Here is a 21,792-nt window from a genome sequence, read left to right as displayed (position 1 = left end):
CTACGACGAGGCGGGAACGCGGGATTCGACAGCCGGCGCAACCGGGCGGCGGCAGCCTGCCTCCCGTTCAGCGCATGGTGTAGCTCGCGTTGCCCAGCCCGGTGCCGATGGTCAGCACCGCCCAGCGCCGCGCCTTGCGCATACGCCGCAGCTCGCTCAGGCCCTGGACCACGGCGTCGTTGTGCATCACCACGGAAGGGGGGATGTCGTCGATCGGGTCGAGTCGTGCGCCCAGGGCCCCCGGCAGGTGGAAGGGCCGTTCCCAGTCGCCCGGGAGGTTCTGGGCACCGGCCGACAGGCTGCCGTCGGTTTCGACCTGGCCGGGACAGGCGATGCCGACGAACGACGCGAGCCGCAGGTCCAGCGTACGGGCGAACGCGGACAGGCCGTTGAGCATCGCGGCGAGGCGAGCGACGGCCTCGTTCCGGCCCGGATCGTCCCCCGCGTGCCGCCACTTGAGGCTTTCGAGCACGCGCGCCTTGCCGCCGTACGCGTCCTTGCGCAGCCGGTGTTCGACGATGCCGCAGCGGATGTTGGTGCCGCCCACGTCCACGGCGAGGAAGGCATCGTGGTCCCGTGCCTCTTCCGGCAGCAGCGGCACCCAGCCGAGCAGCCCGCCTTCGTCCGGGTCATGCCGCAACGGGTGCAGGGTCACGCCGGTATCCGCCAGTTGCAGCAGGCGCATGGCGCGGCGGATCGCCAGCTCGCCGGTTTCGTGCTCGGGAAAGCCCCCGCCCAGGACGATGCGCTCCACCCCGCGCCACTGCGGCTGCGCCAGGAATACCTGCACCACGTAGGCCAGGCGGCGCGCGTATTCCTCCACGGCCAGGTGGATCGCGTGGGCGGCATCGGGATCGCCACCGACCAGGGCCAGGTCGATCGCGTCCTTGCCCAGTTCGGCGGAAGGCGTCCTGCCGAACGGATCCTCACCCGTCAGGTGGCGGGCGCGTGCCACGTCCAGCAGTTCGCGGAAGGCGGACTGGCTGGCGCGGTCGCCCAGGAAGCCGTCGCCTTCCGGATCGCGCAGCGGCAGGTTGTAGTGGTCGATGTCGAAGCCGGGCAGGCGGGTCGCCCCGTGCCGGCCGCGGTCGTCCTGCCCTGGGTCGGGATGTCGGTCGGCCTTGCGTGCCATCTGCGGTAGTCCCGGCGGGAACAGGACTCCACGCTAGCCGGGCGCCGGTGAGGTCGCGGTGGACGAGGGCGGGTCCGCGCCGGCCGGGCGCGCGCTCAGGGCCCGCGCCCGCGATTCAGAACCGCTCGCCCACCGGCAGGTAGCGCCATGCACCGACCGGCATCTTCGCCAGCGACACCTTGCCGATGCGCAGCCGCCGGATCGCCACCACGCCCAGCCCGACCTGCGCGCACATGTCGCGCAGCTGCCCGCCCTGCACGCCCTTGATCGCGAACCGCAGGCGGATCTCGTTCTGCCAGCTGACCTTGCACGGCGGCAGGGTGCGGCCACCGTAGGACAGGCCATGCTTGAGCCTGTGCAGGCCGTAGGGCGCGATCTCACCGCTGACCTCGACCACGAACTCCTGTTCGATCTCGTCGCCGTCCTCGGTGAGCCGCCGCCACACGCGCCCATCCTGGGTCAGCACCATCAACCCGCTGGCGTCGCGGTCGAGCGGCACCAGCGGCGTCAGCCGCTGGAAGTGGCGCTGGAGCAGGCGCACGCCCGACCCGTCCGCGTCCCAGCGCGTCGCGGGATGTACCAGCCGCGCCGCCGGCTCCGGCCCGCTGATCGTGTCGTAGCCGACCGGCTTGTGCAGCAGGATCGTCGCAGGCTCGACGGTTTCGAGCCGCGCGGCCGGATCGATTTCGACGGCTTCACCGCCCACCGGATGCTGCGGATCCTCCACCACGCGTCCGTCCACCCGGACCCAGCCGCCCTTCACGTACTGCTCGGCCTCGCCGCGGGAGCAGCGCGCCAGATCGGCCACGCGCCTGGACAGTCGAACCGGATCGGACATGAATCGGGGCCACGGAAATCGGGACAGGCAGTGTAGCGATCAGGCACTCTGTCGCCCCGGATTCCAGCCGGCGGCCCGGCTTCGGCCCGCGCGCCGCACCGTTTTTCCCCTCGAGACGCCATGAAAACCCCTGCAGGCCTGCAAGCGCTGATCGACGACGGCGTGATCGACGAGGTGATGCGCCCGCTCAAGAGCGGCAAGGAAGCCGCGGTGTACGTGGTGCGCGCGGGCGAGGACATCCGCTGCGCCAAGGTCTACAAGGACATGGCGCAGCGCAGTTTCCAGCAGCGTGTGCAGTACCAGGAAGGGCGCAAGGTGCGCGGCAGCCGCGAGGCGCGCGCGATCGGCAAGGCCAGCAGGTACGGGCGCCGGCAGCAGGAAGCCGAGTGGAAGAACACCGAGGTCGATGCGCTCTACCGCCTGCGCGATGCCGGGGTTCGCGTGCCCGAGCCGCACGGCTACTTCCATGGCGTGCTGGTCATGGAACTGGTGGTCGATGCCGACGGCCACTCGGCGCCGCGGCTGGGCGAGGTGGAGCTGTCGCACGACCAGGCGTGCGGGTTCCACCGCTTCCTGGTGCGACAGGTGGTGAAGATGCTGTGCGTGGGCCTGATCCACGGCGACCTGTCGGCCTACAACGTGCTGGTGGCGCCCGATGGCCCGGTGCTGATCGACTTCCCGCAGGTGGTGAGCGCCGCCGGCAACAACGCCGCGCGCACGATGCTGCTGCGCGACGTCAACAACCTCACCGCGTGCCTGGGCGCATTCGCGCCGGAACTGCTGGAGACCTGGTACGGCGAGGAGATGTGGGCGCTGTTCGAGGCGGGCGAGTTGCGGCCGGACAGCGAGCTGACCGGCGTGTTCGCCCACGACGAATCGGAGATCGACGTCGATGGCGTGCGCCACGCGATCAACGATGCGCGCGAGGAAGCCCTGATCCGCCAGCAGGGACGCGAGGCGGCGGCGGAATCCGACCAGGACTGAGGTGCAGCGCGCGGTGCGGATGCACGGCGCGCCGGCCCTGGCGAGCGTGCGTCCACGACCATTCCCGGGCATTGTTTGCCGGGTCGCTTCGTCCTCCTGCGCGCGGACGCCTCGCTGGTTGCGGAATGGCCCCGCGCCGCGCCGGTCAACCGGCCGGCGCGGTCGCCTTCGCCTCGCCCGGCGGATCGAGCATGCCGTGCATCTTCATCCACGATACCCATGCCTCGAACCAGCCGGTGCTGGTGGTGTCCTTCGGGTACATGCCGAAGCCGTGGCCGCCACGCTCGTAGTAGTGGAATTCGACCGGGCGCCCGGCCTTCTGCCAGCTCTCGATCAGGCCGAAGCCGCTGTTGGAGAACAGCCCGTCGTCGGCGGCGAGCGCCACGAACAGCGGCGGCGCATCGGCCGGCACCTGCAGCGCGGCGATCGGCCCGTAGATGTTGCCGATGAAGGCCGGCCTGGCGTCTTCGCCGGACAGCGCGGTGACCATGGTCAGCATCGCGCCGGCGGAAAACCCGACCATGCCGATGCGGTCGGGATCCACGCGCCATTCGCCGGCGCGGCTGCGCACCAGCGCGAACGCCGCGCGCGAGTCCTGCAGTTGCGGGGCGAGCATGGTCGCCGATTCGGGCGAACCGGGATCGCGCGGAGGACGCGGGCCCGCCAGCATCTCGCGGATCGAGCGCGCGAAACCGTCGAGGTCGGCGGGGGTCTGGTTCAGGCGGTACTTGAGCACGAACGCGGCCACGCCGCGATCGGCGAGCGCGCGCGCCACGTCCCAGCCTTCGTTCTCCATCGACAGCGAACGGAAGCCGCCGCCCGGCGCCACGATCACGGCGGCGCCGGTGGCTTTGGCGGGATCCGGCAGGAACGGCGTGAGCGTGGCCTCGGTGACGTTGCGGGCGAAGACGCTGCCGTACTGGCGATGCCAGGATTCCTCGTTCTGCGCATCGGGCAGGGCTCCGGTGCCCAGGGCGATGGCATCGGGCTGGGGCGGCACATCGATCGGCGTCATGGTGTCGTCCAGCGCGAACGCAGGCAGCGACAGCATGCCCAGCAGCGCGACGAGCGCGATCGGCGCGCGCCTGCGCGTGGCGCGGACGACGGCGTGCTGCAAACGTGTCTTGAGTGTCATCGGAAAGCTCCGGCAGGGCAGGGTGGAGGCGTGCGGCGTCGCCGCAGTGGCCGAGGATGGTGCGGGTGGACGGTCGTACCGGCGGTCGATCCGAATACGCATCGGAGCGATCACCCCTTGCGCATGGCGGCGTGTCGCGACGTCCATCAACGCGCCACCGGGCGCAGCCGGTCGATCGCGAAGGCGGCATCCCGGCCGGCTACGCCGGCGCCCGGCTGGCCCGAACCGACGAACACGCGATAGCGTCCCGGCATCACCTGGCGCTGGCCCGCGGCGTCCACGGCGCTGAGATCGCGCGGATCGAGTTCGAAACGCAGCGTGCGCCGCTCGCCGGGCGCCAGGTGCACGCGCCGGAAGCCGCGCAGGGCGATGCGGGGCAGGCCCTCGGTGTCGGGGAAGTCGAGGTAGAGCTGGGCGACTTCGTCGCCGGCGCGATCGCCGCTGTTGCGCACCTCGGTGGTCACGACCAGTCCCTCCGATGCGCCTCCGGCGTGCGGCTGCACCTGCAGCGGCGCGTAGTCGAAGCGGGTGTAGCTCAGGCCATGGCCGAACGGATAGACCGGGGTGCCCTCGAAATAGCGGTAGGTGCGGCCGCGCATGTCGTAGTCGCCGAAGGGCGGCAGGTCCTCGACCGAGCGGTAGAAGGTCAGCGGCAGCCGTCCGCCCGGATTGACGTGGCCGGCGAGCACGTTGCCGACCGCAAGGCCACCCGACTGCCCCGGATACCAGGCTTCGACGATCGCGTCGGCGTGCCGCTTCGCCCAGGCCAGGTTCACCGGGCTGCCGTTCATCAGCACCACCACCAGCGGCTTGCCGGTGGCCTTCGCGGCCTCGAGGAAGCCCTGCTGGTCGGGCAGCAGGTCGAGCGAGGTCCTGTCGCCGCCCTTGAACCCCGGCACCTCGATCGGCGCTTCCTCGGCCTCGAGGTCGGAGGTCAGGCCCACCACCGCCACCAGCACGTCGCTGTCCGCGGCCGCGGCGCGCAGGTCGGCTTCGGGCGTTTCGGAGACGCGCTTCCAGACCATGCCGATGCCGGTGAGGATCCGCGCCTGCGTGGTCACGGTGATCGGGTAGCGACGGCCGCCCTCCAGTTGCACGGTCTTCATCGTCGGCAGGCTGTTCCATGACGCCTTGCTCAGGTCGACGAAAGGCTCGCCGTCGAAGCGCATCTCGCCGTTGAAGCCGGCGATGCCCAGGCGATAGGTGCCGGATTCCGGCGGTACCAGGTAGCCGGTCCACTCGACGCGGTGCACGTCGCGGACCTGCGCCAGGTCGAGGCTGCGCGAGTTCACGTCGCGCTCGACCCGGGTGACGACAGGCGCCGGCTCGAAGCCGGTGTCCCGGATCCAGGTGTCGAGCTCGCCAGGCGCGAACCGCGCCGGCGGCGCCTTGGCGGCGTTGTAGTAGCGCGCCAGCAGGCCCGGTTCGCCATCGGGCGTGCGCAGGGCGCTGGTCGGCACCGGATCGCCATCGGTATGCGAGACGCCGTAGGGCACGTGGCGCACCTGCGCATCCGGCATCGCGCGCCTGAGCCCTTCGAACACCGAGATCGGAGGCGCGGACTGCGGCGAGGAATAGTTGCCGCGCAGCACGCGGGTCGCGTCGCCGAGCGGACCGACCACCGCGATGCGGGCATCCGCGCGCAGCGGCAGCAGGCCGTCGTTCTTGAGCAGCACCAGGCTCTTTTCCGCGGCCTCCAGCGCCAGTTCCGCGTGCGCGGGGGCGCCGACGTCTTCCGGCGATGCGCTGTCGGTCGACAGCGGCCGCAGGCCCGGCAGGTCGCCGGTGCGGTAGCGTGCGGCGAACAGCCGGACCAGGGCGCGATCGATGTCGGCCATCGTCAGCAGGCCGCGTTGCAAGGCCTCGCGATACGGCTCGGCCAGGCCGTCGGTATCGGTGAGCGTGGCGCCGCTGCATTCATTGTCGACGCCCGCGCGCATCGCCGCGGCGACGGCGGTCGCGGCGTCCGGCGCGAAGTGGTGGTTGGCGCGGATGTCCTTGACGGCATCGCAGTCGGAGACGACGTAGCCCTTGAAAGACCACGCTTCGCGCAGCACGTCGTCGAGCAGCAGGTCGCTGGCGCAGGCAGGCAGCCCGTCGACGCGGTTGTAGGCGCACATGATCGAGCCGGCGCCACCCTCGACGATCGCGGCGCGGAACGCCGGCAGGTAGGTGTCCTCTAGGTCGCGCCGCGACACGTAGACGTTGGCGTGGTGCCGGGTCGACTCCGGGCCGCTGTGCACCGCGTAGTGCTTGGGCGTGGCGACCACGTCGATCCACCCGGGATGCGTGCCCTGCATGCCGCGCACGTAGGCGACGCCCATGCGCGCGGCCAGGAAGGGGTCCTCGCCGTAGGTTTCCTGGCCACGGCCCCAGCGCGGATCGCGGAAGATGTTGATGTTCGGCGACCAGGTGTTGAGCCCGGTCCCGATCCGTCCGGTGCGCCCGGTCCGGCGCGCGAGCGCGTGCAGGCCCCGGACTTCCTTGCTGATCGCAGCTGCGACGCGCTGCACCAGGGCGTCGTCGAACGTGGCCGCCAGCCCGATCGGTTCGGCGAAGTTGGTGGTGGGAATCGTGCCCAGGGCGCCGTGCAGCGACTCGGTCCACCAGTTGTAGCGCGGCACGCCCAGCCGCGGGATCGCCGGCGCGGTGTTGAGCAGTTGCGGGAGCTTCTCGTCGACGTTCATGCGGGCGACGAGGGCGCTCGCCATCTCCTCGGCACTGCGCGACTCGCGCGGCGGTGGCTGCTGCGCGGACAGGGGCATGGCGGCGGCCAGCATGCCTGCCAGCGCGAACAGGCGCATGCGGTTCACGGAAGCTGCATCCCACTCTCCTGGTGTCGGCCCTGCAAACCGCGCGACCGGGTTTCGAGCGCTCGCGGATGACGGGCACGGACCCGCCGATCGAGCGAAGTCGCATGCTGCCAAAACGACAGGTCCAAGACAGATATGGGTCGATTCGTTTTTCGATATACCTGCGTCTATGCGCAGGTTCGCCAATCGACCTGGATGCGGTGAGCCGTGACGATCGGACCTTCCGGTGGTCGCGCCGACCCTGCAGGATCCGTCCGTTCCCCGATGCCGGCATCCCCATGCGTCCCATCGTCTGGCTGATCTTCGCATTCCTGCTTTCCTCTCCGGCCCTTGCGGCCACGGCGCCTGGTGCGGGGCGCGCGTGCGCGGCGTCCGCGCCCGGGGAACCACCGCGCGTGAGCGAAGTCGATCTCGCCGGCGTGCCCGCGATCATCCGGGTGCCGGCCCGCGTTGCGGCGCCGCCCATCGTGCTGTGGCACGGCTTCGGCCCGCCTGCCAGCGAAGAGGCGTTGATGGTCCTGCTGCCGATGGACGACGTGCCTGCGGTCAAGGTCTACCTCGGGCTCCCGCTGTTCGGAAAACGCGCGCCCGCGGACCCGTCGGAGCTGGCGCGACGGCAGGCGGAGAACCTTGCGACGGGCGTGTTCGAGCCGGTGGTGCTGGGTGCCGCGCGCGAACTTCCCGGAGTGGCCGATGCGCTGCGGAAGCTCGGTTGCCTTGCGCCGGGCCAGGGCATCGGCCTGTTCGGATTCTCCGCCGGCGGCGCCGCTGCGCTGTACGCGCTGGCGGAGGGCGAGGTGACGGTGGAGTCGGCGGTGCTGCTCAATGCCTCGACCGGGCTCGGCGCGTCGGTCGCCGCGTACGAGCGCGCCAGCGGCGGGTCCTTCGGCTGGACGGCGGAAACACGCGCGCTTGCCCGTCGGTCCGATGGCGCCGGGCGTGCTGCCGAGATCGCGCGTGGCGAGCCGCCGCCGGCGCTGCTGATCGTGCACGGCGCGGCGGATGCGATGCTGGACGATGCCGGCGTGCGCGGGCTGCACCGCGCGCTCGCGCCGCACTACGACGGCGACGATGCCGGCCGCCTGCGACTGGAGATGGTCCCCGGCCTGCCGCACGCGATACGCGCGCCGGAAGACCTCGCGCGCGTGCGCTCCCTGGTGGGCGGATGGTTCCTGCGCCACGCGCCAGGCGCGAGCCGGCGGCCCTAGTACTCGTCCGACCCCTGCACCCACAGGAACGATTGCAGGTCGATCATGTCGCGCGGGCGCAGGTCCGCAAGATCCTCGCGCACCAGGTCGGTGAAGGCCAGCAGGCTGCCGTAGGTCTGCCAGGACGGTCGTGAACGGTAGGGCAGTTCATAGCCGTAGGCACGGGCCGCCGCGCGCATGGTGTTGGGTTTCATGAACATGTGTCGCGTCGGCTGGGCGATGAAGCCGAACACGGTCACCAGCGGCCAGGTCAGCACCCGGGTCTGCCGGCGCGGCAGCGCGTCGACGATGGCGACCCATTGCCCGAAGCGCTGCTCCAGGCTGCCGCGCCCGTGCAGGTAGGCGTACAGCCCGTGCGCGAAGGCGTGCGCGCCCTCCGCCGAGCGCAGCGCGTCGCGCAGGGCCATCTTCTCGAACGAGAACAGCATGCTGTGGCGCGAGCGTTGCTCCACGCGCATCGCGCGCGCCGCCACTTCCGTGGCCTGGTCCTCGCGCAGCAGCCGGCGGAACGTGTCGCGCGAGAGCGCCTCGTGCCAGCGCAGGTGCGTTTCGCGCTTGTAGTCGCGTTCCCAGTCGAGGTAGGTGGGATCGCGGAAGCCGCCGGGAAACTGCCGCAGGAACTTGCGACGGCAGCGCAGGGCGCCTGGCAGGCCGGATGGGGGTGGCGGGTCGGTTCGACGCGTGCGGGCCATCGCGAGCTTGTAGCACCGCCGGGTGCAAGGCCGCGTTCACGCCGCGATCCATTCCGCGGCCGCACGCGGGCCGGGCGAACCTGCGCCGGATGGGTCGGGGAAGGCTGCCGCCGGATCGCGCTTCCCGATCCGTTGAACCTTTTCGTGCGGCCGTGCATCCCACGGCGGTCGATCTCGCAGGAGCCACCGATGTCGCGTTTCCGCAAGTTCGCCATGCTGCTGGCGCTCGCCGCCGGTCCCGTCGCCCTGGCTGCCGAGCCCGCGCCGCCCTCGTCGCCACCGGCCCAGGTCATGGTCGTGGGGCTGTTCCATTTCTCGAACCCCGGGCGCGACATGTTCAACCTGCGGGTGGACGACGTGCTCGCCGACGGCCGCCAGGCCGAGATCGAGCGGATCGCCGATGGCCTCGCACGGTTCCGGCCGACCACGGTGATGGTGGAGTGGAAGCCTGAAGTGACGGACGAGCGGTATGCGCTCTACCGCGCCGGGTCGCTCGATCCCTCTCGCAACGAGGTGGTGCAACTGGGCTTCCGGCTGGCGGCGAGGATGGGACTCGAACGCGTCGACGGCATCGATGTCGACGGTGATTTCCCGTTCGGCCCGGTCAAGGCCTTCGCCGATGCCCGCGGAAGCGGCGCACGCCTGGACGAGGCGCTTGCACGGGTAGGCCGCGAGGTGCAGGAGATGAGCCGGCGGATCGCGGCGGGCAGCCTCGGTTCCGTGTTGCGGTACATGAACACGCCCGGCCGCGCCCTGGAGACGCACGGCTTCTACATCGACCTGCTGCGCTTCGGCGAAGGCGCAGAGCAGCCCGGCGCGGCGCTGGCCTCGGCCTGGTACGCCCGCAACCTCGGCATCTGCGCGCGCCTGTTGCAGGCGCTGCCCGCCGGCGGCAGGGCGGTGGTGTTCTATGGCGACGGCCACGCCCACCTGCTGCGCCAGTGCGTGATCGAGGCGCCGGGCGTGGACCTGGTGGAAGCCAACGACTGGCTGGTCGATTGAGCGGAGCTGCCGGCGCGATGTCCCACGGCGGCGACAGTTGCGCCAAGGCAAGGCGACCCGCCGGCGGGCCGGCCGTGGTTACAGCATCGCGAGTTCGACGTTGCGCAGGGTGCCGCCGTACTGGTTGCGCAGGCGCACCTTGCGGGCGAGATCGGCGACGATGTGGCTGCTGAAGTCGACGCCGGTCAGCTCCTCGGCCATGTTGATGCCGCCGGGGGTGTCGACGTTCACTTCCATCAGCTTGTCGCCGACGATGTCGAGGCCCGCGAAGTACATGCCGTCGCGGACCAGTTTGGGCGCGACGATCTCCGCCAGCCGCAGGGCGTCCTCATCGGGCTCGGCGATCTCGATCTTGCCGCCGGCGCTGATGTTGCTGCGCGCATCCCCGCTGTCGTTGTAGCGGCGGAAGCAGGCATAGCGCCCATCGACCCGCAGCGGCCGGCCGTTGAGCGTGAGCAGGCGCAGGTCCCCCTCGGCGGCCCTGGGCAGGTATTCCTGCACGATCGCGTAGCCGTCGCGGATCACCGCATCGATCATCTGGTTGAGGTTTGCGCCGCCGTCGCCTTTGACCACGAACACGCCCTGGCCGCCGGACCCCTGCAGCGGCTTGATCACGCCGCGGCCGTCGTGCGCGGTGATGAAGGACTTGATCTCGTCGGCATCGCGGCTGATGCAGGTCACCGGACGCACGTCCTCGGGAAAGTGCTGGAAATAGGTCTTGTTGGAGGCATCGGTGAGGTGGGTGGGATCGTTCAGCACGATCACCCCGCGACGCGTCACCAGCTGCGCGAACAGCAGGGCGCTGTTCGGCGCCCACGGCCTGTCGACCACCTCTTCCGCGGGGTCGCTGCGCAGCATCAGCACGTCGAGCGCTTCGACGTCGATCCGCTCGACGTCCGCATCCTCGCCCTGGATCTCGGCCAGCAGCGCGTCGTCGTCCTCGTAGGGGCCGCCGCGCGGCACGTGCGCCCGCGCGCGGACCGTGCCGTTGGCGTCGTAGATGAAGTCGCCCAGGCCGATCAGGGCCACCCGGTGGCCCTGGTTCAGGGCCACGCGCGCGAGACGGATGGTGGTGTAGTTGTTCTTTTCGGTCGCGACGTCGTTGACGACGAAACCGAGGTGCATCGGTTTGCCACTCATGCGGGCACTTCCTGGGCGGGGGTCCGGGGGGGATGGGCGTGGTACAGCGCGTCGACCGTGAGCGTGCGGCAGTGCGCCAGCGCCTGGGCGAAGTCGTCCGCGGCGGTGTAGCGCGGCAGCAGCGCGGGCGGCGCCACCCAGCCGGCCTCGGCCAACTGCTGCAGCACCACGCGGTGCGACAGGGCGAACTTTCCCGCGAACAGGGGTTCGAACGCACCGCCGCCGCGCAGGTCGTCGAGCAGGTCGCGCAGGCCACGCAGGTAGACCGCGTCCTTGGTCAGCCCGCCGCCGCGCAGGGCGCGGACGGCGACGTCGAAGGCGTCGTCGGTGGCGAAGCCGTGATCCTCGTGCAGGCAGGCGAAGATCGCCGGAATGCCCGCGTCGTGGATCGCCATGTCGGCCGCGAGCACGCGGGCGGCCAGGATCCGCAGCCGCTCGCCGGGAAGATAGCCGCACAGGTACTCGGCCAGCACCCCCAGCCCCTCCTGCAGCGGATCGTAGTGGGCAAGGCCCACCGCCAGCTGCCGCAGGGGCTGGCGCGCGCCGTTGTAGCGGGTGACCACGTGGGTGCCGACCTCGTGCTGCACCAGTGGCTGTACGCGCGCCCGCGGCAGACGCAGCTCCGCGTCGAGGTAGAGCCTGCCGTGCGAGACCATCATCAGCGAGCCGATGTCGGCATCGATGGTGATCTCCAGGCCGAAGTCCGGCGCTTGCGTGCGGTACCAGGCCACCTCCGCCTCGACGGCGGCTACCACCTCGTCCACGCCGCTGTCCGCCGGCAGCGGATCGCTGGCCGCGACCTCGGCCAGGATCCGGTTCGCAAGTTCGAGCAGGCCCGCCTCGACGCCGCCGAACAGGTCGATGCTCGCGGCGATGAAGCCGTCGGTGCCGCGCAGGCGCACCAGCTCGATGGTCCGGTCGAGTTCTCGCTGCTTTTCCGACAGTACGCCAGCGAGCAGGGGCGACTCGATGTCGTCCATCGGCAGTGCCAGCAGCCGCCGTCGCGTGGCGTCGAGATCGAGCGCGGGTTCGGCATAGCGCAGCGGTGAGACGCGGGTGCGGCCGCTGGCGTCGAACTCGTCCCACAGGGCGTCGGTGCCCAGCGGACTGAGTGCGAGCAGCCAGTCGAGCTCCGCATCGATCGAGGCGAGGGCGGCGTCGACCCCGGCGGCGATCCGCGGCAACGCCCGCGTGCCAGGCGTCGCGGCTTCGCGACTCATCGGGCGCGTCCGAACATCGGCCGGACCGCCTCGACGGCCTTGTGCAGGCCCTCGCGCAACGCATTGAGCGCGGCGATGTCCGCATGGCCCGACCATTCGTCCATGAAGATCTTCTTGTATTCGGGCGAGATCGTGCACACGCGCGCACCCCACCTGGCGTAGACCCACTCCGGGAAGTGGCCGCCGGTGGGGAAGCGCACGTTCGCCCGCACGTCGGGCGCGCGACCGTGTAGCGGTACCGCGCGCAGCGCGTCGGCAAAGCGTTCGGCCACCGCGCCCCAGCGTCCGGGATCGGCCGTGGTGAGCCCGAGTTCGATGTCGGGATTGTCCGCCTGCGGTTGCGGCGGGGCGTCGGCGCCGTCCCGGCGGTGGTTGTAGCTGTGGAGATCGATCAGCAGCACGGCGTCCCAGCGCTCGAGCATGCGATCGAGCAACTCGGTCACCATCGCGTAGAAGCGGTCCCACATTGCGAGCGAACGCTCGATCTCCGCAGCGGGCAGGGGCGCGTGCCACGCCTCCAGGCCCCAGCAGTGTTCCGGCCGCGCATAGACCGCGCCGTCCCGCGGGCGGTTGAGGTCGACCTCGAAACGCGACGTGGGCACGCGGATGCGCACGTCGCCCACCGTGGTCAGCAACCCCGTCAGCGGATCCTCCTCGCGCAGGCGCTGCTGCGGCGACAACGCCATCAATGGCCTGAGCGAAGGGCGGATCGCATGGCCGTCGTGGATCGCCGTCGCCACAACGGGACCGTCGGCCACGGAGACGTCCCATGCCCGTGCGGATTCCGTGGGTGCGAACAGGTCCTGCGGCGTGAAGAAGGCGGTTGGCCGGTCGTGGGTCGCGCGTCCGATCATGGGCGGAATGCTGTCATCGGCAGAATGATCGTGCCGTGATGGACGGCGACGCCGCGCCACGCGTGTCTTTCGCTGCGGCCACGGACGATGCGGCCACGGAGCGCTTGCGAACCGCTGCGCGACGCGACGGGGCCGCCAACGTCCGCTGCTGGATCCACCCACGACCGGAGGCGGCGGTCTCCGCCCGCGACCGGCGCCGCGACGATCCTTCGCCCATCCGACTACAATCGCGCCTCTTTCCCACCGGCCGTCCCATGGCGCCCAATTCGACGATCTACAAGCTGGAACTGCAGGTCAGCGACATGGACCGGCACTACTACGCCAGCCACAACCTCACGCTGGCGCAGCACCCGTCCGAGACGCCGGCCCGGCTGATGGTGCGGTTGATCGCGTTCGCGCTGTACGCCGACGAACGGCTGGAGTTCGGTCGCGGGCTGAGCAGCGACGAGGACGCCGACCTGTGGCAACGCGACTACACCGGCGACATCGAGCGCTGGATCGACCTCGGACAGCCGGACGAAAGCCGGATCCGCAAGGCCTGCGCACGCGCGCGCCAGGTGGTGGTGGTGAACTACAGCGGCAACGGCGCCGAGATCTGGTGGAACAGGACCGCGCCGGCGCTGTCGCGGCTGAAGAACCTGACGGTGCTCGATCTCGCGCCGGATGACGTCGAGGCCACGGTCGGCCTGCTCGAACGCGGCATGCGCCTGACCGCGATGATCCAGGATGGCGAGCTGCAGCTGATGAGCGAGCATGCCAACGTGGCGATGACGCCGCGCGTGCGGGTGAACGCTGCCCGCTAGCTTCCTTGCGCGGGTCGATCGATCAGCGCAGAAGTGGAAAGGGTAATGCAGCGCCTCCGGGCCGCTTTGAAGCGCGCGGCGCGCACTCCTGCCGGGCGGGGGGAGGGACGGTCGCTCACCCGCGGCCTCCATGGACAGCCTGTCCTGATCCGCGAGTGCCGGCCCTGTGGCCTCGGGCTTCGGTTCGCACCCGGCGGTCTGGTATGGGAACTGGCTACTCAATATCCGGCGGTCGTGGCCGATACCCTGGGTGGACCATCCGCAAGACCAACCCGCTTCGGGTCTGCTGCAATGCACAATCGCGTCCGGTCTAGCGGTGGTTGGCCCTGGCGCGCGCGGTGGGAGGAGGCGCACGACGGTCCTGAGAACGGGCATCGCACAGGCACACGGCCGGAGCCGACCTCCCCCCCCGCAACGAAGCCCCGGAACGTCTCGCGTTCACGCCGCTCCGCACCGCGGTTGACTAGTTTGAAGCGCTTTGCGTGCGGGTTTCCCCAGTTGGGGCCCGCCGGGCGATGCCCCATCGCCGCGCCAACGCAGCCGCGCATCGCGCTCCTCACGAGGACCTTGAACCCGTCATGTGGACCAGGCTTTGGACCAGGCTGAAAGGCGACTTCCACCTCGCGATCGTGGTGATGTTCGGCACGATCACCGTGCTGGGCATTACGCCCTTCGCGTTTTTTCGCTTCATGGTGGGACAACGCGCCATCGGGATCCTCGACATGTTGATCGTCTCGGGCATCGCGGCCGGCTCGGTCTACGCGTGGCGGACAGGAAGGACCGTGGGCGCCGCGAACTTCATGTCGGTCACGTATTCCATCGGCTGCATCGCCGTGGCGCACCTGGCCGGCCTGCCCGGGGTGCTCTGGGTGTATCCGGTGCTGGTCGCCAACTTCCTGCTGGTGGGGCGCTGGCCGGCGCTGCTGATCTCGACACTGGCGGTGGCGGCGATCACCGCGAGCGACGCGGCGCTGGCCTCGAACCTGCAGAAGGTCATGTTCGTGACCACGTCGGTGGTGATGAGCCTGTTCTCCTTCGTCTTCGCATCGCGTGCGGAACTGCAGCGGTCCCAGCTCGAGGCGATCGCGGTCCAGGATCCATTGACCGGCGCGATCAACCGCCGCGGCATGCAGGCGGAACTGGAGATCGCCATCGCGTCCAGCATCCGCAGCGGGATCCCGCTCGGATTCCTGATCTTCGACCTGGACCGTTTCAAGCAGGTCAACGACAGCTTCGGCCATGAGGCCGGAGACGACGTGCTGGTACAGGTGGCTGAACTTGTACGCCGGAGCACGCGCGTGAACGACCGGTTCTTCCGCCTCGGTGGTGAGGAGTTCGGCCTGCTTTTGCCGGGGGCCAATACCGGAGCGTTGTGGAGCATTGCGGAGAAACTGCGCATGGCCGTGGATGGGGAGGTGCAGTGCCGGGGCAGGGGAATCACCATCTCCATCGGCGCCGCGCCATTCCGTCCGGGCGAATCGGCGACGGACTGGCTGGCCCGCGCGGATGCCGCGATGTATCGCGCCAAGCGCAGTGGCCGCAACTGCACGGTGATCGATGTGCGCACCGGCGACGGCGACCCCGAACGCGCTGCATCGTCGCCTGGTGCGGGCTTCGCGGGCGACTGAAGCCGCAGGTCGCGCTTCTTCGAGTTCGATCCACGCCCGCAGGCGGGTCTGGCGGCGATTCTGTCGGTTCGCGGATTGTTGCGCCCATGCCAGGGTTGGTACCCTGCTTCGTATCCCAGCTTCCACAGGCGGCCCTGATGCGCAGGCGTGATTTCATCGGCAACGCGGCGCTGGCAGGCGCATTGCTTCCGCTCGCCGGCGCTGGCGCGGCCGCGGCGCCGAAAGCGCCCCTGCTGCCGAGGCCGCTCGCGCCAGGCGACACCGTCGCGCTGGTCAGCCCGTCGTCGGCCGTCGACGACAGCTTCGACCTGCAACTGGCGCAAGAGGTGATGGAGGCGCTGGGCTTCACGGTGCGGACCGGCGCGCACTACGCCGCGCGGCGCGGCCACCTCGCGGGGACCGATGCGCAGCGCGCCGGCGACATCAACACCGCGTTCGCCGACCCGGACGTCCGCGCCGTCATCTGTACGCGCGGCGGCTCCGGTGCAGCGCGCCTGCTGCCGCTGCTGGACTACGACGCGATCCGCGCCGACCCCAAGCCGCTGCTCGGCTATTCCGACGTCACCGCGCTGCACAGCGCCATCCACGCGAAGACCGGTCTGGTGACCTTCCATGGTCCGATCGGGGCGGGGAGCTGGAACCGCTTCAACGTCGACCAGTTCCGGCGCCTGTTCTTCGAGCGCGAGCTGATGCACTACCGGAACCTGGTCGAGGCCGGCGACGAACTGGTGCCGCGCAGGAACCGCACGGTCACCATCACGGGCGGCAAGGCGAGGGGCGAACTGGTGGGCGGCAACCTCACGGTGCTCACCGCCATCGCCGGCTCGCCCTACCTGCCGGATTTCGATGGCCGCATCCTGTTCCTGGAAGACGTATCCGAGGCGCCTTATCGGGTGGACCGGATGCTGACCACGCTCAGGCTGATGGGCGCGCTCGACCGGATCGCCGGCTTCATCTTCGGCGAGTGCACCGACTGCGACCCGGGCGACGGCTACGGCTCACTGACCCTGTCGCAGATCCTCGACGACCACATCAGACCGCTGGGCATCCCGGCCTACCGCGGCGCGATGATCGGCCACATCCGCCAGCAGTTCATCGTGCCGGTCGGGGGGCAGGTGGAACTGGATGCCGACGCCGGCACCTTCCGGCTGCTCGAACCGGTGTTCCAGTCCGCCTAGAACGCTCCGGTCCGCACACGCCGGTTGGGAGCCGCCTGCCGCCGGCGATGGATGCGCGGCAGGCGGTGTGTCCGGATGCCGCCAGGTACGACGGAGCCGCCTCCGGATCGCGGGCCGGAACCTGCGAGGCGGTCTCTGCGGGCCGGCAACCGTGTTCGCCTCGCGGTTACTCCAGCGTCAACACGACAAGCGACTTGGCGGGCAGGGTGGTGGTCAGCGTCCCCTCCGAGATGCGCGCGCCATCGAACGGCGCGGGCTTCACATGGTCCGGATCGTCGAAGGTGTTGTGCGCGTCGATCGCGTCGGCGGTGAGCAGTTGCCCGGACGCGCGGGTCGCCTGCACGCCTTGGAGCGACAGCGAGACTTCCATCGCCGTGTCCGGATCGATGTTTACCAGCGCGACATGCAGCTTGCCGTCGCGGCCGCGCGCGGCGGTGCCGTCGACGGCCTGGAGGCTGCCGTAACCGGGCGAGTCCAGTTGCAGCGGCAGCGAAGTGGCGCCCTGGAACGGCCGGTACATCCGGAACGCGTGGTACGTGGGCGTGCGCAGCATCTTCGCGCCGTCGGTCAGCAGCATCGCCTGCAGCACGTTGACCATCTGGGCGATGCCCGCCACCCGCAGGCGCCTGGCGTTGCGGTGGAAGATGTTGAGGTTGACCGCAGCCACGAGCCCGTCGCGGATGCTGTTCTGCTGCTGCAGCCAGCCGCCGGGCGAGCCCGGCGTCGGGTCGTACCAGGTGCCCCATTCGCCGATCACCAGCGCCTTCTCCGCCTCCGGATCGAACTCGTCCATGATCGCGGACTGCTCGCGGATCATCGGCTCGATCATGTAGGTGCGCTCGAACGTGGCCAGCCACTGCGCCTCGTCGAAGCCGGTGGCCGGGCCCTTCGCGCTCCAGTCTCCGGTGGGCAGGGTGTAGTAGTGCATCGAGAACGCGTCGAGATGCTCGCCCGCGATCTCCATCGTGGTGCGGGTCCATTCGGCGCTGGTCGCGTCCGGGCCGGAGGCGATCATCGTGGTGCCGCCATGCGGGGCGATGAAGCCCGAGTACTGGCGGAACAGGTCGGCGAAGGTCTCCGCACGCATGCGGCCGCCGCAGCCGTTGGGCTCGTTGCCGATGCCGAGGAAGTCGATCTTCCACGGCTCCTCGCGGCCGTTGCGGCGGCGCTCCTGCGCGAGCGTCGAATTGGTGGGCGAGGTGATGTATTCCACCCACTGCGCGGCCTCGCGCGGGCTGCCGGTGCCGACGTTGACGTTGAGGAAGGTCCTGGCGCCGAGCATCTCGGCGAATTCGAAGAACTCGTGGGTGCCGACGGCGTTGTGCTCTTCCTTGTTGCCCCACCAGCGGTTGAGGGTGACCGGACGCTGGTCGCGCGGGCCGATGCCGGTACGCCAGTCGTAGATGTCGGCGTAGCAGCCGCCCGGCCAGCGCAGTACCGGGACCTGGAGCTCCTTCAGCGCCGCCAGCACGTCGTTGCGGAAGCCGCGGGTGTTGGGGATGTCCGAATCCGGGCCGACCCAGACGCCGCCGTCGATGCCGGTGCCGAGCTGCTCCATGAACTGGCCGTAGAGTTCGGGTGCGATCACCGGCCCGGGCTGGTCGGCCCGCACGCTGCCGGTGACGGTGCCCGCGGAGGCGAGGAGCGGGGTCGCGGAGAGCATCACGCAGCAGGCGGCGGCGCGCAGGGAGGTCAGGACGGTCATGGGCGTTTGGCGTTCCTTGGGCTGGACGGGTCCGCAGCCAGGCCTTGCGTACGCGCGATGGACGCAGACGTGCCTGGCGGCGGACGGGGCAGAGTCTGTCGAAAAGCCGTGGCGGAGTCGAATCGCGCGCACCGCCGGCACGTGCGCTTGGGCCGGAACATCCGGGACGGGAACGTTTGCAGCCCGGGCGTGCCAGCGCACCGGTACCCCGGAACGCCACGATCCTGCGGACATTGGCGAGCGCCGATCGCTTCCCGGCCCCGTAGCGGCAATCCGGAGCGCGGCAGGACGCACATATGCGGTTGCGTATGCGATGCCACCTGTTTCGACATGGTGGCGCGTGGTCGTGCGCACGCGACCGGGGGCTTTGGACCTGCCCGGACGGTGCGGCGACCGGGCGCCATCGCGAACCTGCGGCGCACCGCCCGGCGAGCGTGTCCGGGTCTCCGCCGCGGGCGCGCAAGCGCCGGCCGCAGGCGCCGGAACGGCATGGTCCTGTGCTAATGTCGGCCTGTTATGCGGCGCCGGATGCGGCGCACGCGTCGTGGTGGTTGTCATGGGGTCACTGCATCGCGCCAGGTCGCGTTCGCGGGGTGACGATGCGTGGTCTATTCAGGGGGAGAGAAGCATGTCGAAACTGCTTGATCTGATGCGCAAGCTGGGCAGCGATGCGGCGCTGGCCGCGGAGTACGACAAGGATCCGGAGGCGGTGATGCGGCGCGCCGGCCTGTCCGACGCCGAGCGCAGGGCGATGGTGGAGAAGGACTACACCGCGATCAAGGAGCTCACGGGGCTGACGGACGGACAGTTCGCCACCAATCACAGCATCAAGTGTTACGAAAAATAGCCTTCGCGTCTTCGTCCGTCACAAGCACATGCGCCGGCTGATCCTGCTCGCGGTCCTGCTGCTGGCGTTCGTCGGCATGCCGGTCTTCGCCGCGGACAGGCTGGAGGAGCAGGTCAGCGAGATCGAGGCGCTGGCGGTCACCGCGCACTGGCGGGAATCGAACGCAAGAATCGAAGCGCTGGCATCGCAGGCCGATGCGCTCTCGACCGGGCAGCGCCAGCGTATCGAGTATGTCCGTCTGCGCAACCTTGCGCTCGCCGGCCAGTTGACGGAGGCGATGGAGGGCCTGGCTGCGCTGCTCGAGCAGGAGATGCCGGCCGCTCTGCGCATCCGCATCTACGGAACCGCCACCAGCGTGGCCGCCAACATCGAGGACTGGTCGCGGGCGTTCACCTGGCTCAACGAGGGCCTGTCGTACCTGCCCGAGGCGCCCGAGCAATCGCACACGCTGCTCGGGACCGCCAGCTACCTGCATACCCTGGTCGGGGAAACGGAGAAGGCGCGGGACATGGCGCTGCGCGCCGTCCAGGCGGTCGAGGCCAGGGACGATCCCAGAGGGCTGTGCGTGGCCCTGTCTGAAATGGCCCTGGCCGAGGACCATGCCGGCAATTTCCGCGCCGCGGAAGCCTGGCGGCGTCGGCAGATCGAAGCCTGCACCCATGCCGGCGACCCGGTCTTCACTGCCGTGGGCAGGTATGGCGTCGCCAAGATGGCGGCGAAGCAGGGGCGTCATGACGAGGCATGGGGCTGGGCCCGGCAGGCGCTCGCGGAGTTCGAGGCCGCGGGATACGCGGCCGGCGCCTGGAGCACGCGTCTGGTCCTTGCCGAAAGCCTGATCGTATCCAACCGGGACCTCGACCACGCCCGGGCACTGCTGCTCGACACCCTGCGCTACTACAGGGAACACGAATCCAACCTCGCCATTGCCGAGACCGAGCACCTGCTGGCCAGGCTGGCCGAACGGCGCGGCGACCCGGCCACGGCGCTCGCGCACCTCAAGCAGGCGATGTCGGCCTCGGCCGCCGCCGAAGCGGATGCCCGCGCTCGGCGCCTGACCTACCTGCAGGTCGAGTTCGACACCCGGATGAAGGAACAGCAGATCGCATTGCTCGAAGCCGAGCGGGAACTGGCGGCATTGCAGGTCACGGCCACCCAGCGCCGGCAGTGGTTGCTGATCCTGGGAATCGCCGGGCTGCTGATCACCGCGCTGCTGCTGTCGGGCCTGTTGCGCCGCTCGTTCCGCGAACGCCGCCGTTACCGCTGGCAGTCGGAACGCGACAGCCTGACCCGCCTGTACAACTACCAGCAGGTCCGCAAGCTGGGCGAGGCGGCGTTCGCACGGGCGCGCGCCGGCGGCCGTCCGTTCTCCGCGATCGTGGCCGACATCGACCTGTTCAAGCAGGTCAACGACAGCCACGGCCACGCTGCCGGCGACGAGGCCTTGCGCTCGCTCGGAGCATGGATCGGCGAGGTGGTCGGAGAACGCGGTATCGCCGGGCGCAGCGGCGGCGACGAGTTCACGATCCTGCTCGATGCGGATGCGGCGGAGGCCGGGACATTGCTGCAGCGCCTGCGCGACCGGATCGAGCCGATCACCGTCTTCGGCCAGACGTTCGGCTTCAACATCAGTGCCGGCGTGTGCCAGGACGATGGCGGCACGGCCACGCTGGAACAGTTGATCCACGATGCCGACCAGGCCCTGTACCGCGCCAAGCGCGACGGCCGGGGGCGCGTCGTCTGTGCGAACGATGCCGCCGCCGCGGCATCGGCACCTGCCGCGAGCCTGGTCGTGGTCGGCAGCGGCATCGAGTTCGGGCGCCACGTCAACGAGCGCTGCCTGTCGGAGATCCGCGAGGCGCAGGTGGTGTTCTGCCTGACCGATCCGTTCGCGCTGGCGATGATCCAGAACTTCCGCCCCGACGCGATCAACCTCGGCGCGTACTACGCCGACGGCAAGGACCGGCGCCAGACCTATCGCGAGATCGATGCGGCGATCATGGCGCAACTGCGGGACGGCAAGCGGGTCTGCGCCGTGTTCTACGGCCATCCGGGCGTGTTCGCCGACGTGCCGCATGCGGTGGTGCGCAAGGCGCGCGCGGAGGGGATTCCCGCGCGCATGGAGCCGGGGATTTCCGCCGAAGCCTGCCTCTACGCCGATCTCGGGATCGATCCCGGCCGGCGCGGCGTGCAGTCGATGGAGGCGACCCACTTCCTGCATTACGACCGCGTGCCCGACACCTGCGGGCTGGTGCTGCTGTGGCAGGTGGCGCTGTCCGGGGACCTGTCCTGCAGCCGCTTCCATGCCGAGCGCGAGGGATTGCAGGCGCTGGTCGACAAGCTGCTGCGCTGGTACCCGGCGGACCACGAGGTGATCCTGTACGAGGCGGCGCGGCTGCCGATAGAGACCGCGCGCCTGGAACGCCTCGCCCTGCGCGACGTTCCCGATGCGCGCTACGAGGAATACACCACGCTGGTCATCCTGCCGCTCGGCGAGTTGCGCGGCGATCCGGCTGCGCAGGGCCCGGGGACGGCGCCCGCGGATGATCCGCCCGGCTGATGCATGCGCGTGAAGCGCAGGGCGGCAGCGGATTCGTGGGCTGGCGCGCGTCCGCA

17 protein-coding genes are annotated in these 21,792 nt (G+C 70.2%); 8 read left to right on the top strand and 9 right to left on the bottom strand.

Annotated features, from left to right (window positions below):
- Positions 1–67 precede the first annotated feature (67 nt).
- On the bottom strand, positions 68–1,132 hold the full coding sequence (locus tag FZO89_RS00545) for an ROK family protein (protein WP_187470984.1): 1,065 nt from the start codon (positions 1,130–1,132) through the stop codon (positions 68–70).
- A 115-nt stretch (positions 1,133–1,247) separates the two neighbouring features.
- Positions 1,248–1,970 carry an rRNA pseudouridine synthase gene (locus FZO89_RS00540; RefSeq protein WP_149101436.1) on the bottom strand — a complete coding sequence of 241 codons (723 nt, stop codon included), beginning with the start codon at positions 1,968–1,970 and terminating at the stop codon, positions 1,248–1,250.
- A 120-nt stretch (positions 1,971–2,090) separates the two neighbouring features.
- Here FZO89_RS00540 and FZO89_RS00535 point away from each other — a divergent pair, with 120 nt between their 5' ends.
- Entirely contained in the window at positions 2,091–2,954 is an 864-nt protein-coding gene (locus tag FZO89_RS00535) for a PA4780 family RIO1-like protein kinase (RefSeq protein WP_149101435.1), read from the top strand.
- Positions 2,955–3,099: 145 nt separating this feature from the next.
- On the opposite strand, the gene FZO89_RS00530 is transcribed toward FZO89_RS00535, so the two are convergent.
- Together FZO89_RS00530 and FZO89_RS00525 are read right to left on the bottom strand one after the other, a co-directional pair.
- Positions 3,100–4,089 (bottom strand): alpha/beta hydrolase, encoded by a 990-nt coding sequence (locus tag FZO89_RS00530; protein ID WP_149101434.1) that lies wholly within the window; start codon positions 4,087–4,089, stop codon positions 3,100–3,102.
- 146 nt (positions 4,090–4,235) lie between these two features.
- Positions 4,236–6,893 carry a glycoside hydrolase family 3 C-terminal domain-containing protein gene (locus tag FZO89_RS00525; RefSeq protein WP_262378679.1) on the bottom strand — a complete coding sequence of 886 codons (2,658 nt, stop codon included), beginning with the start codon at positions 6,891–6,893 and terminating at the stop codon, positions 4,236–4,238.
- 404 nt (positions 6,894–7,297) lie between these two features.
- Between FZO89_RS00525 and FZO89_RS00520 the strand changes: the two genes are divergently transcribed.
- Complete coding sequence (locus FZO89_RS00520) at positions 7,298–8,110, top strand: alpha/beta hydrolase (RefSeq protein ID WP_149101433.1); 813 nt, start codon at positions 7,298–7,300, stop codon at positions 8,108–8,110.
- Here the strand turns inward: FZO89_RS00520 and FZO89_RS00515 are convergent.
- Positions 8,107–8,802: a hypothetical protein gene (locus tag FZO89_RS00515; protein WP_149101432.1), complete on the bottom strand. Its 696-nt coding sequence runs from the start codon at positions 8,800–8,802 to the stop codon at positions 8,107–8,109. The two genes, FZO89_RS00520 and FZO89_RS00515, sit on opposite strands and share 4 nt — an antisense overlap.
- Before the next feature lie 189 nt (positions 8,803–8,991).
- Here FZO89_RS00515 and FZO89_RS00510 point away from each other — a divergent pair, with 189 nt between their 5' ends.
- Positions 8,992–9,804 (top strand): DUF5694 domain-containing protein, encoded by an 813-nt coding sequence (locus FZO89_RS00510; protein WP_149101431.1) that lies wholly within the window; start codon positions 8,992–8,994, stop codon positions 9,802–9,804.
- Positions 9,805–9,882: 78 nt separating this feature from the next.
- Here the strand turns inward: FZO89_RS00510 and FZO89_RS00505 are convergent, their stop codons facing one another.
- The 3 genes from FZO89_RS00505 to FZO89_RS00495 are packed head-to-tail and all read right to left on the bottom strand — an operon-like array spanning position 9,883 to position 13,018.
- The gene (locus FZO89_RS00505) at positions 9,883–10,944 is read right to left on the bottom strand and encodes an ATP-grasp domain-containing protein (RefSeq protein WP_222928059.1); all 1,062 of its coding nucleotides are present in this window, start codon (positions 10,942–10,944) and stop codon (positions 9,883–9,885) included.
- Positions 10,941–12,164 (bottom strand): tyrosine/phenylalanine carboxypeptidase domain-containing protein, encoded by a 1,224-nt coding sequence (locus FZO89_RS00500; RefSeq protein ID WP_187470983.1) that lies wholly within the window; start codon positions 12,162–12,164, stop codon positions 10,941–10,943. Before FZO89_RS00500 ends, FZO89_RS00505 begins: the two co-directional genes overlap by 4 nt.
- The gene (locus FZO89_RS00495) at positions 12,161–13,018 is read right to left on the bottom strand and encodes an N-formylglutamate amidohydrolase (RefSeq protein WP_149101429.1); all 858 of its coding nucleotides are present in this window, start codon (positions 13,016–13,018) and stop codon (positions 12,161–12,163) included. The genes FZO89_RS00500 and FZO89_RS00495 overlap by 4 nt, the downstream gene beginning before the upstream one ends.
- Positions 13,019–13,272: 254 nt before the next feature.
- Here FZO89_RS00495 and FZO89_RS00490 point away from each other — a divergent pair, with 254 nt between their 5' ends.
- From FZO89_RS00490 to FZO89_RS00480, 3 genes are all read left to right on the top strand, one after another.
- Entirely contained in the window at positions 13,273–13,821 is a 549-nt protein-coding gene (locus FZO89_RS00490; RefSeq protein ID WP_149101428.1) for a YaeQ family protein, read from the top strand.
- A 578-nt stretch (positions 13,822–14,399) separates the two neighbouring features.
- Entirely contained in the window at positions 14,400–15,449 is a 1,050-nt protein-coding gene (locus FZO89_RS00485; protein WP_149101427.1) for a GGDEF domain-containing protein, read from the top strand.
- Between the two features lie 137 nt (positions 15,450–15,586).
- Positions 15,587–16,627 (top strand): S66 peptidase family protein, encoded by a 1,041-nt coding sequence (locus FZO89_RS00480; RefSeq protein WP_149101426.1) that lies wholly within the window; start codon positions 15,587–15,589, stop codon positions 16,625–16,627.
- A 166-nt stretch (positions 16,628–16,793) separates the two neighbouring features.
- On the opposite strand, the gene FZO89_RS00475 is transcribed toward FZO89_RS00480, so the two are convergent.
- Complete coding sequence (locus FZO89_RS00475; protein ID WP_149101425.1) at positions 16,794–18,332, bottom strand: alpha-N-arabinofuranosidase; 1,539 nt, start codon at positions 18,330–18,332, stop codon at positions 16,794–16,796.
- Between the two features lie 628 nt (positions 18,333–18,960).
- Here FZO89_RS00475 and FZO89_RS00470 point away from each other — a divergent pair.
- Positions 18,961–19,179: a hypothetical protein gene (locus FZO89_RS00470; RefSeq protein ID WP_149101424.1), complete on the top strand. Its 219-nt coding sequence runs from the start codon at positions 18,961–18,963 to the stop codon at positions 19,177–19,179.
- Between the two features lie 28 nt (positions 19,180–19,207).
- Positions 19,208–21,736, top strand: coding sequence for a diguanylate cyclase (locus tag FZO89_RS00465; RefSeq protein WP_149101423.1), 2,529 nt, complete (start codon positions 19,208–19,210; stop codon positions 21,734–21,736).
- The last annotated feature ends 56 nt before the right edge of the window (positions 21,737–21,792 follow it).

The sequence above is a fragment of the Luteimonas viscosa genome (assembly GCF_008244685.1).
In the GTDB taxonomy this organism is placed as follows: domain Bacteria; phylum Pseudomonadota; class Gammaproteobacteria; order Xanthomonadales; family Xanthomonadaceae; genus Luteimonas; species Luteimonas viscosa.
This window is presented reverse-complemented; position numbering and strand designations above follow the sequence as displayed.

Excerpts from the sequence above, each read along its gene's own strand:
- FZO89_RS00545 (WP_187470984.1), bottom strand. The coding sequence starts at position 1,132 with ATGGCACGCAAGGCCGACCGACATCCCGACCCAGGGCAGGACGACCGC.
- FZO89_RS00540 (WP_149101436.1), bottom strand. The coding sequence starts at position 1,970 with ATGTCCGATCCGGTTCGACTGTCCAGGCGCGTGGCCGATCTGGCGCGC.
- FZO89_RS00535 (WP_149101435.1), top strand. The coding sequence starts at position 2,091 with ATGAAAACCCCTGCAGGCCTGCAAGCGCTGATCGACGACGGCGTGATC.
- FZO89_RS00530 (WP_149101434.1), bottom strand. The coding sequence starts at position 4,089 with ATGACACTCAAGACACGTTTGCAGCACGCCGTCGTCCGCGCCACGCGC.
- FZO89_RS00525 (WP_262378679.1), bottom strand. The coding sequence starts at position 6,893 with ATGCGCCTGTTCGCGCTGGCAGGCATGCTGGCCGCCGCCATGCCCCTG.
- FZO89_RS00515 (WP_149101432.1), bottom strand. The coding sequence starts at position 8,802 with ATGGCCCGCACGCGTCGAACCGACCCGCCACCCCCATCCGGCCTGCCA.
- FZO89_RS00510 (WP_149101431.1), top strand. The coding sequence starts at position 8,992 with ATGTCGCGTTTCCGCAAGTTCGCCATGCTGCTGGCGCTCGCCGCCGGT.
- FZO89_RS00505 (WP_222928059.1), bottom strand. The coding sequence starts at position 10,944 with ATGAGTGGCAAACCGATGCACCTCGGTTTCGTCGTCAACGACGTCGCG.
- FZO89_RS00500 (WP_187470983.1), bottom strand. The coding sequence starts at position 12,164 with ATGAGTCGCGAAGCCGCGACGCCTGGCACGCGGGCGTTGCCGCGGATC.
- FZO89_RS00495 (WP_149101429.1), bottom strand. The coding sequence starts at position 13,018 with ATGATCGGACGCGCGACCCACGACCGGCCAACCGCCTTCTTCACGCCG.
- FZO89_RS00490 (WP_149101428.1), top strand. The coding sequence starts at position 13,273 with ATGGCGCCCAATTCGACGATCTACAAGCTGGAACTGCAGGTCAGCGAC.
- FZO89_RS00485 (WP_149101427.1), top strand. The coding sequence starts at position 14,400 with ATGTGGACCAGGCTTTGGACCAGGCTGAAAGGCGACTTCCACCTCGCG.
- FZO89_RS00480 (WP_149101426.1), top strand. The coding sequence starts at position 15,587 with ATGCGCAGGCGTGATTTCATCGGCAACGCGGCGCTGGCAGGCGCATTG.
- FZO89_RS00475 (WP_149101425.1), bottom strand. The coding sequence starts at position 18,332 with ATGACCGTCCTGACCTCCCTGCGCGCCGCCGCCTGCTGCGTGATGCTC.
- FZO89_RS00470 (WP_149101424.1), top strand. The coding sequence starts at position 18,961 with ATGTCGAAACTGCTTGATCTGATGCGCAAGCTGGGCAGCGATGCGGCG.
- FZO89_RS00465 (WP_149101423.1), top strand. The coding sequence starts at position 19,208 with ATGCGCCGGCTGATCCTGCTCGCGGTCCTGCTGCTGGCGTTCGTCGGC.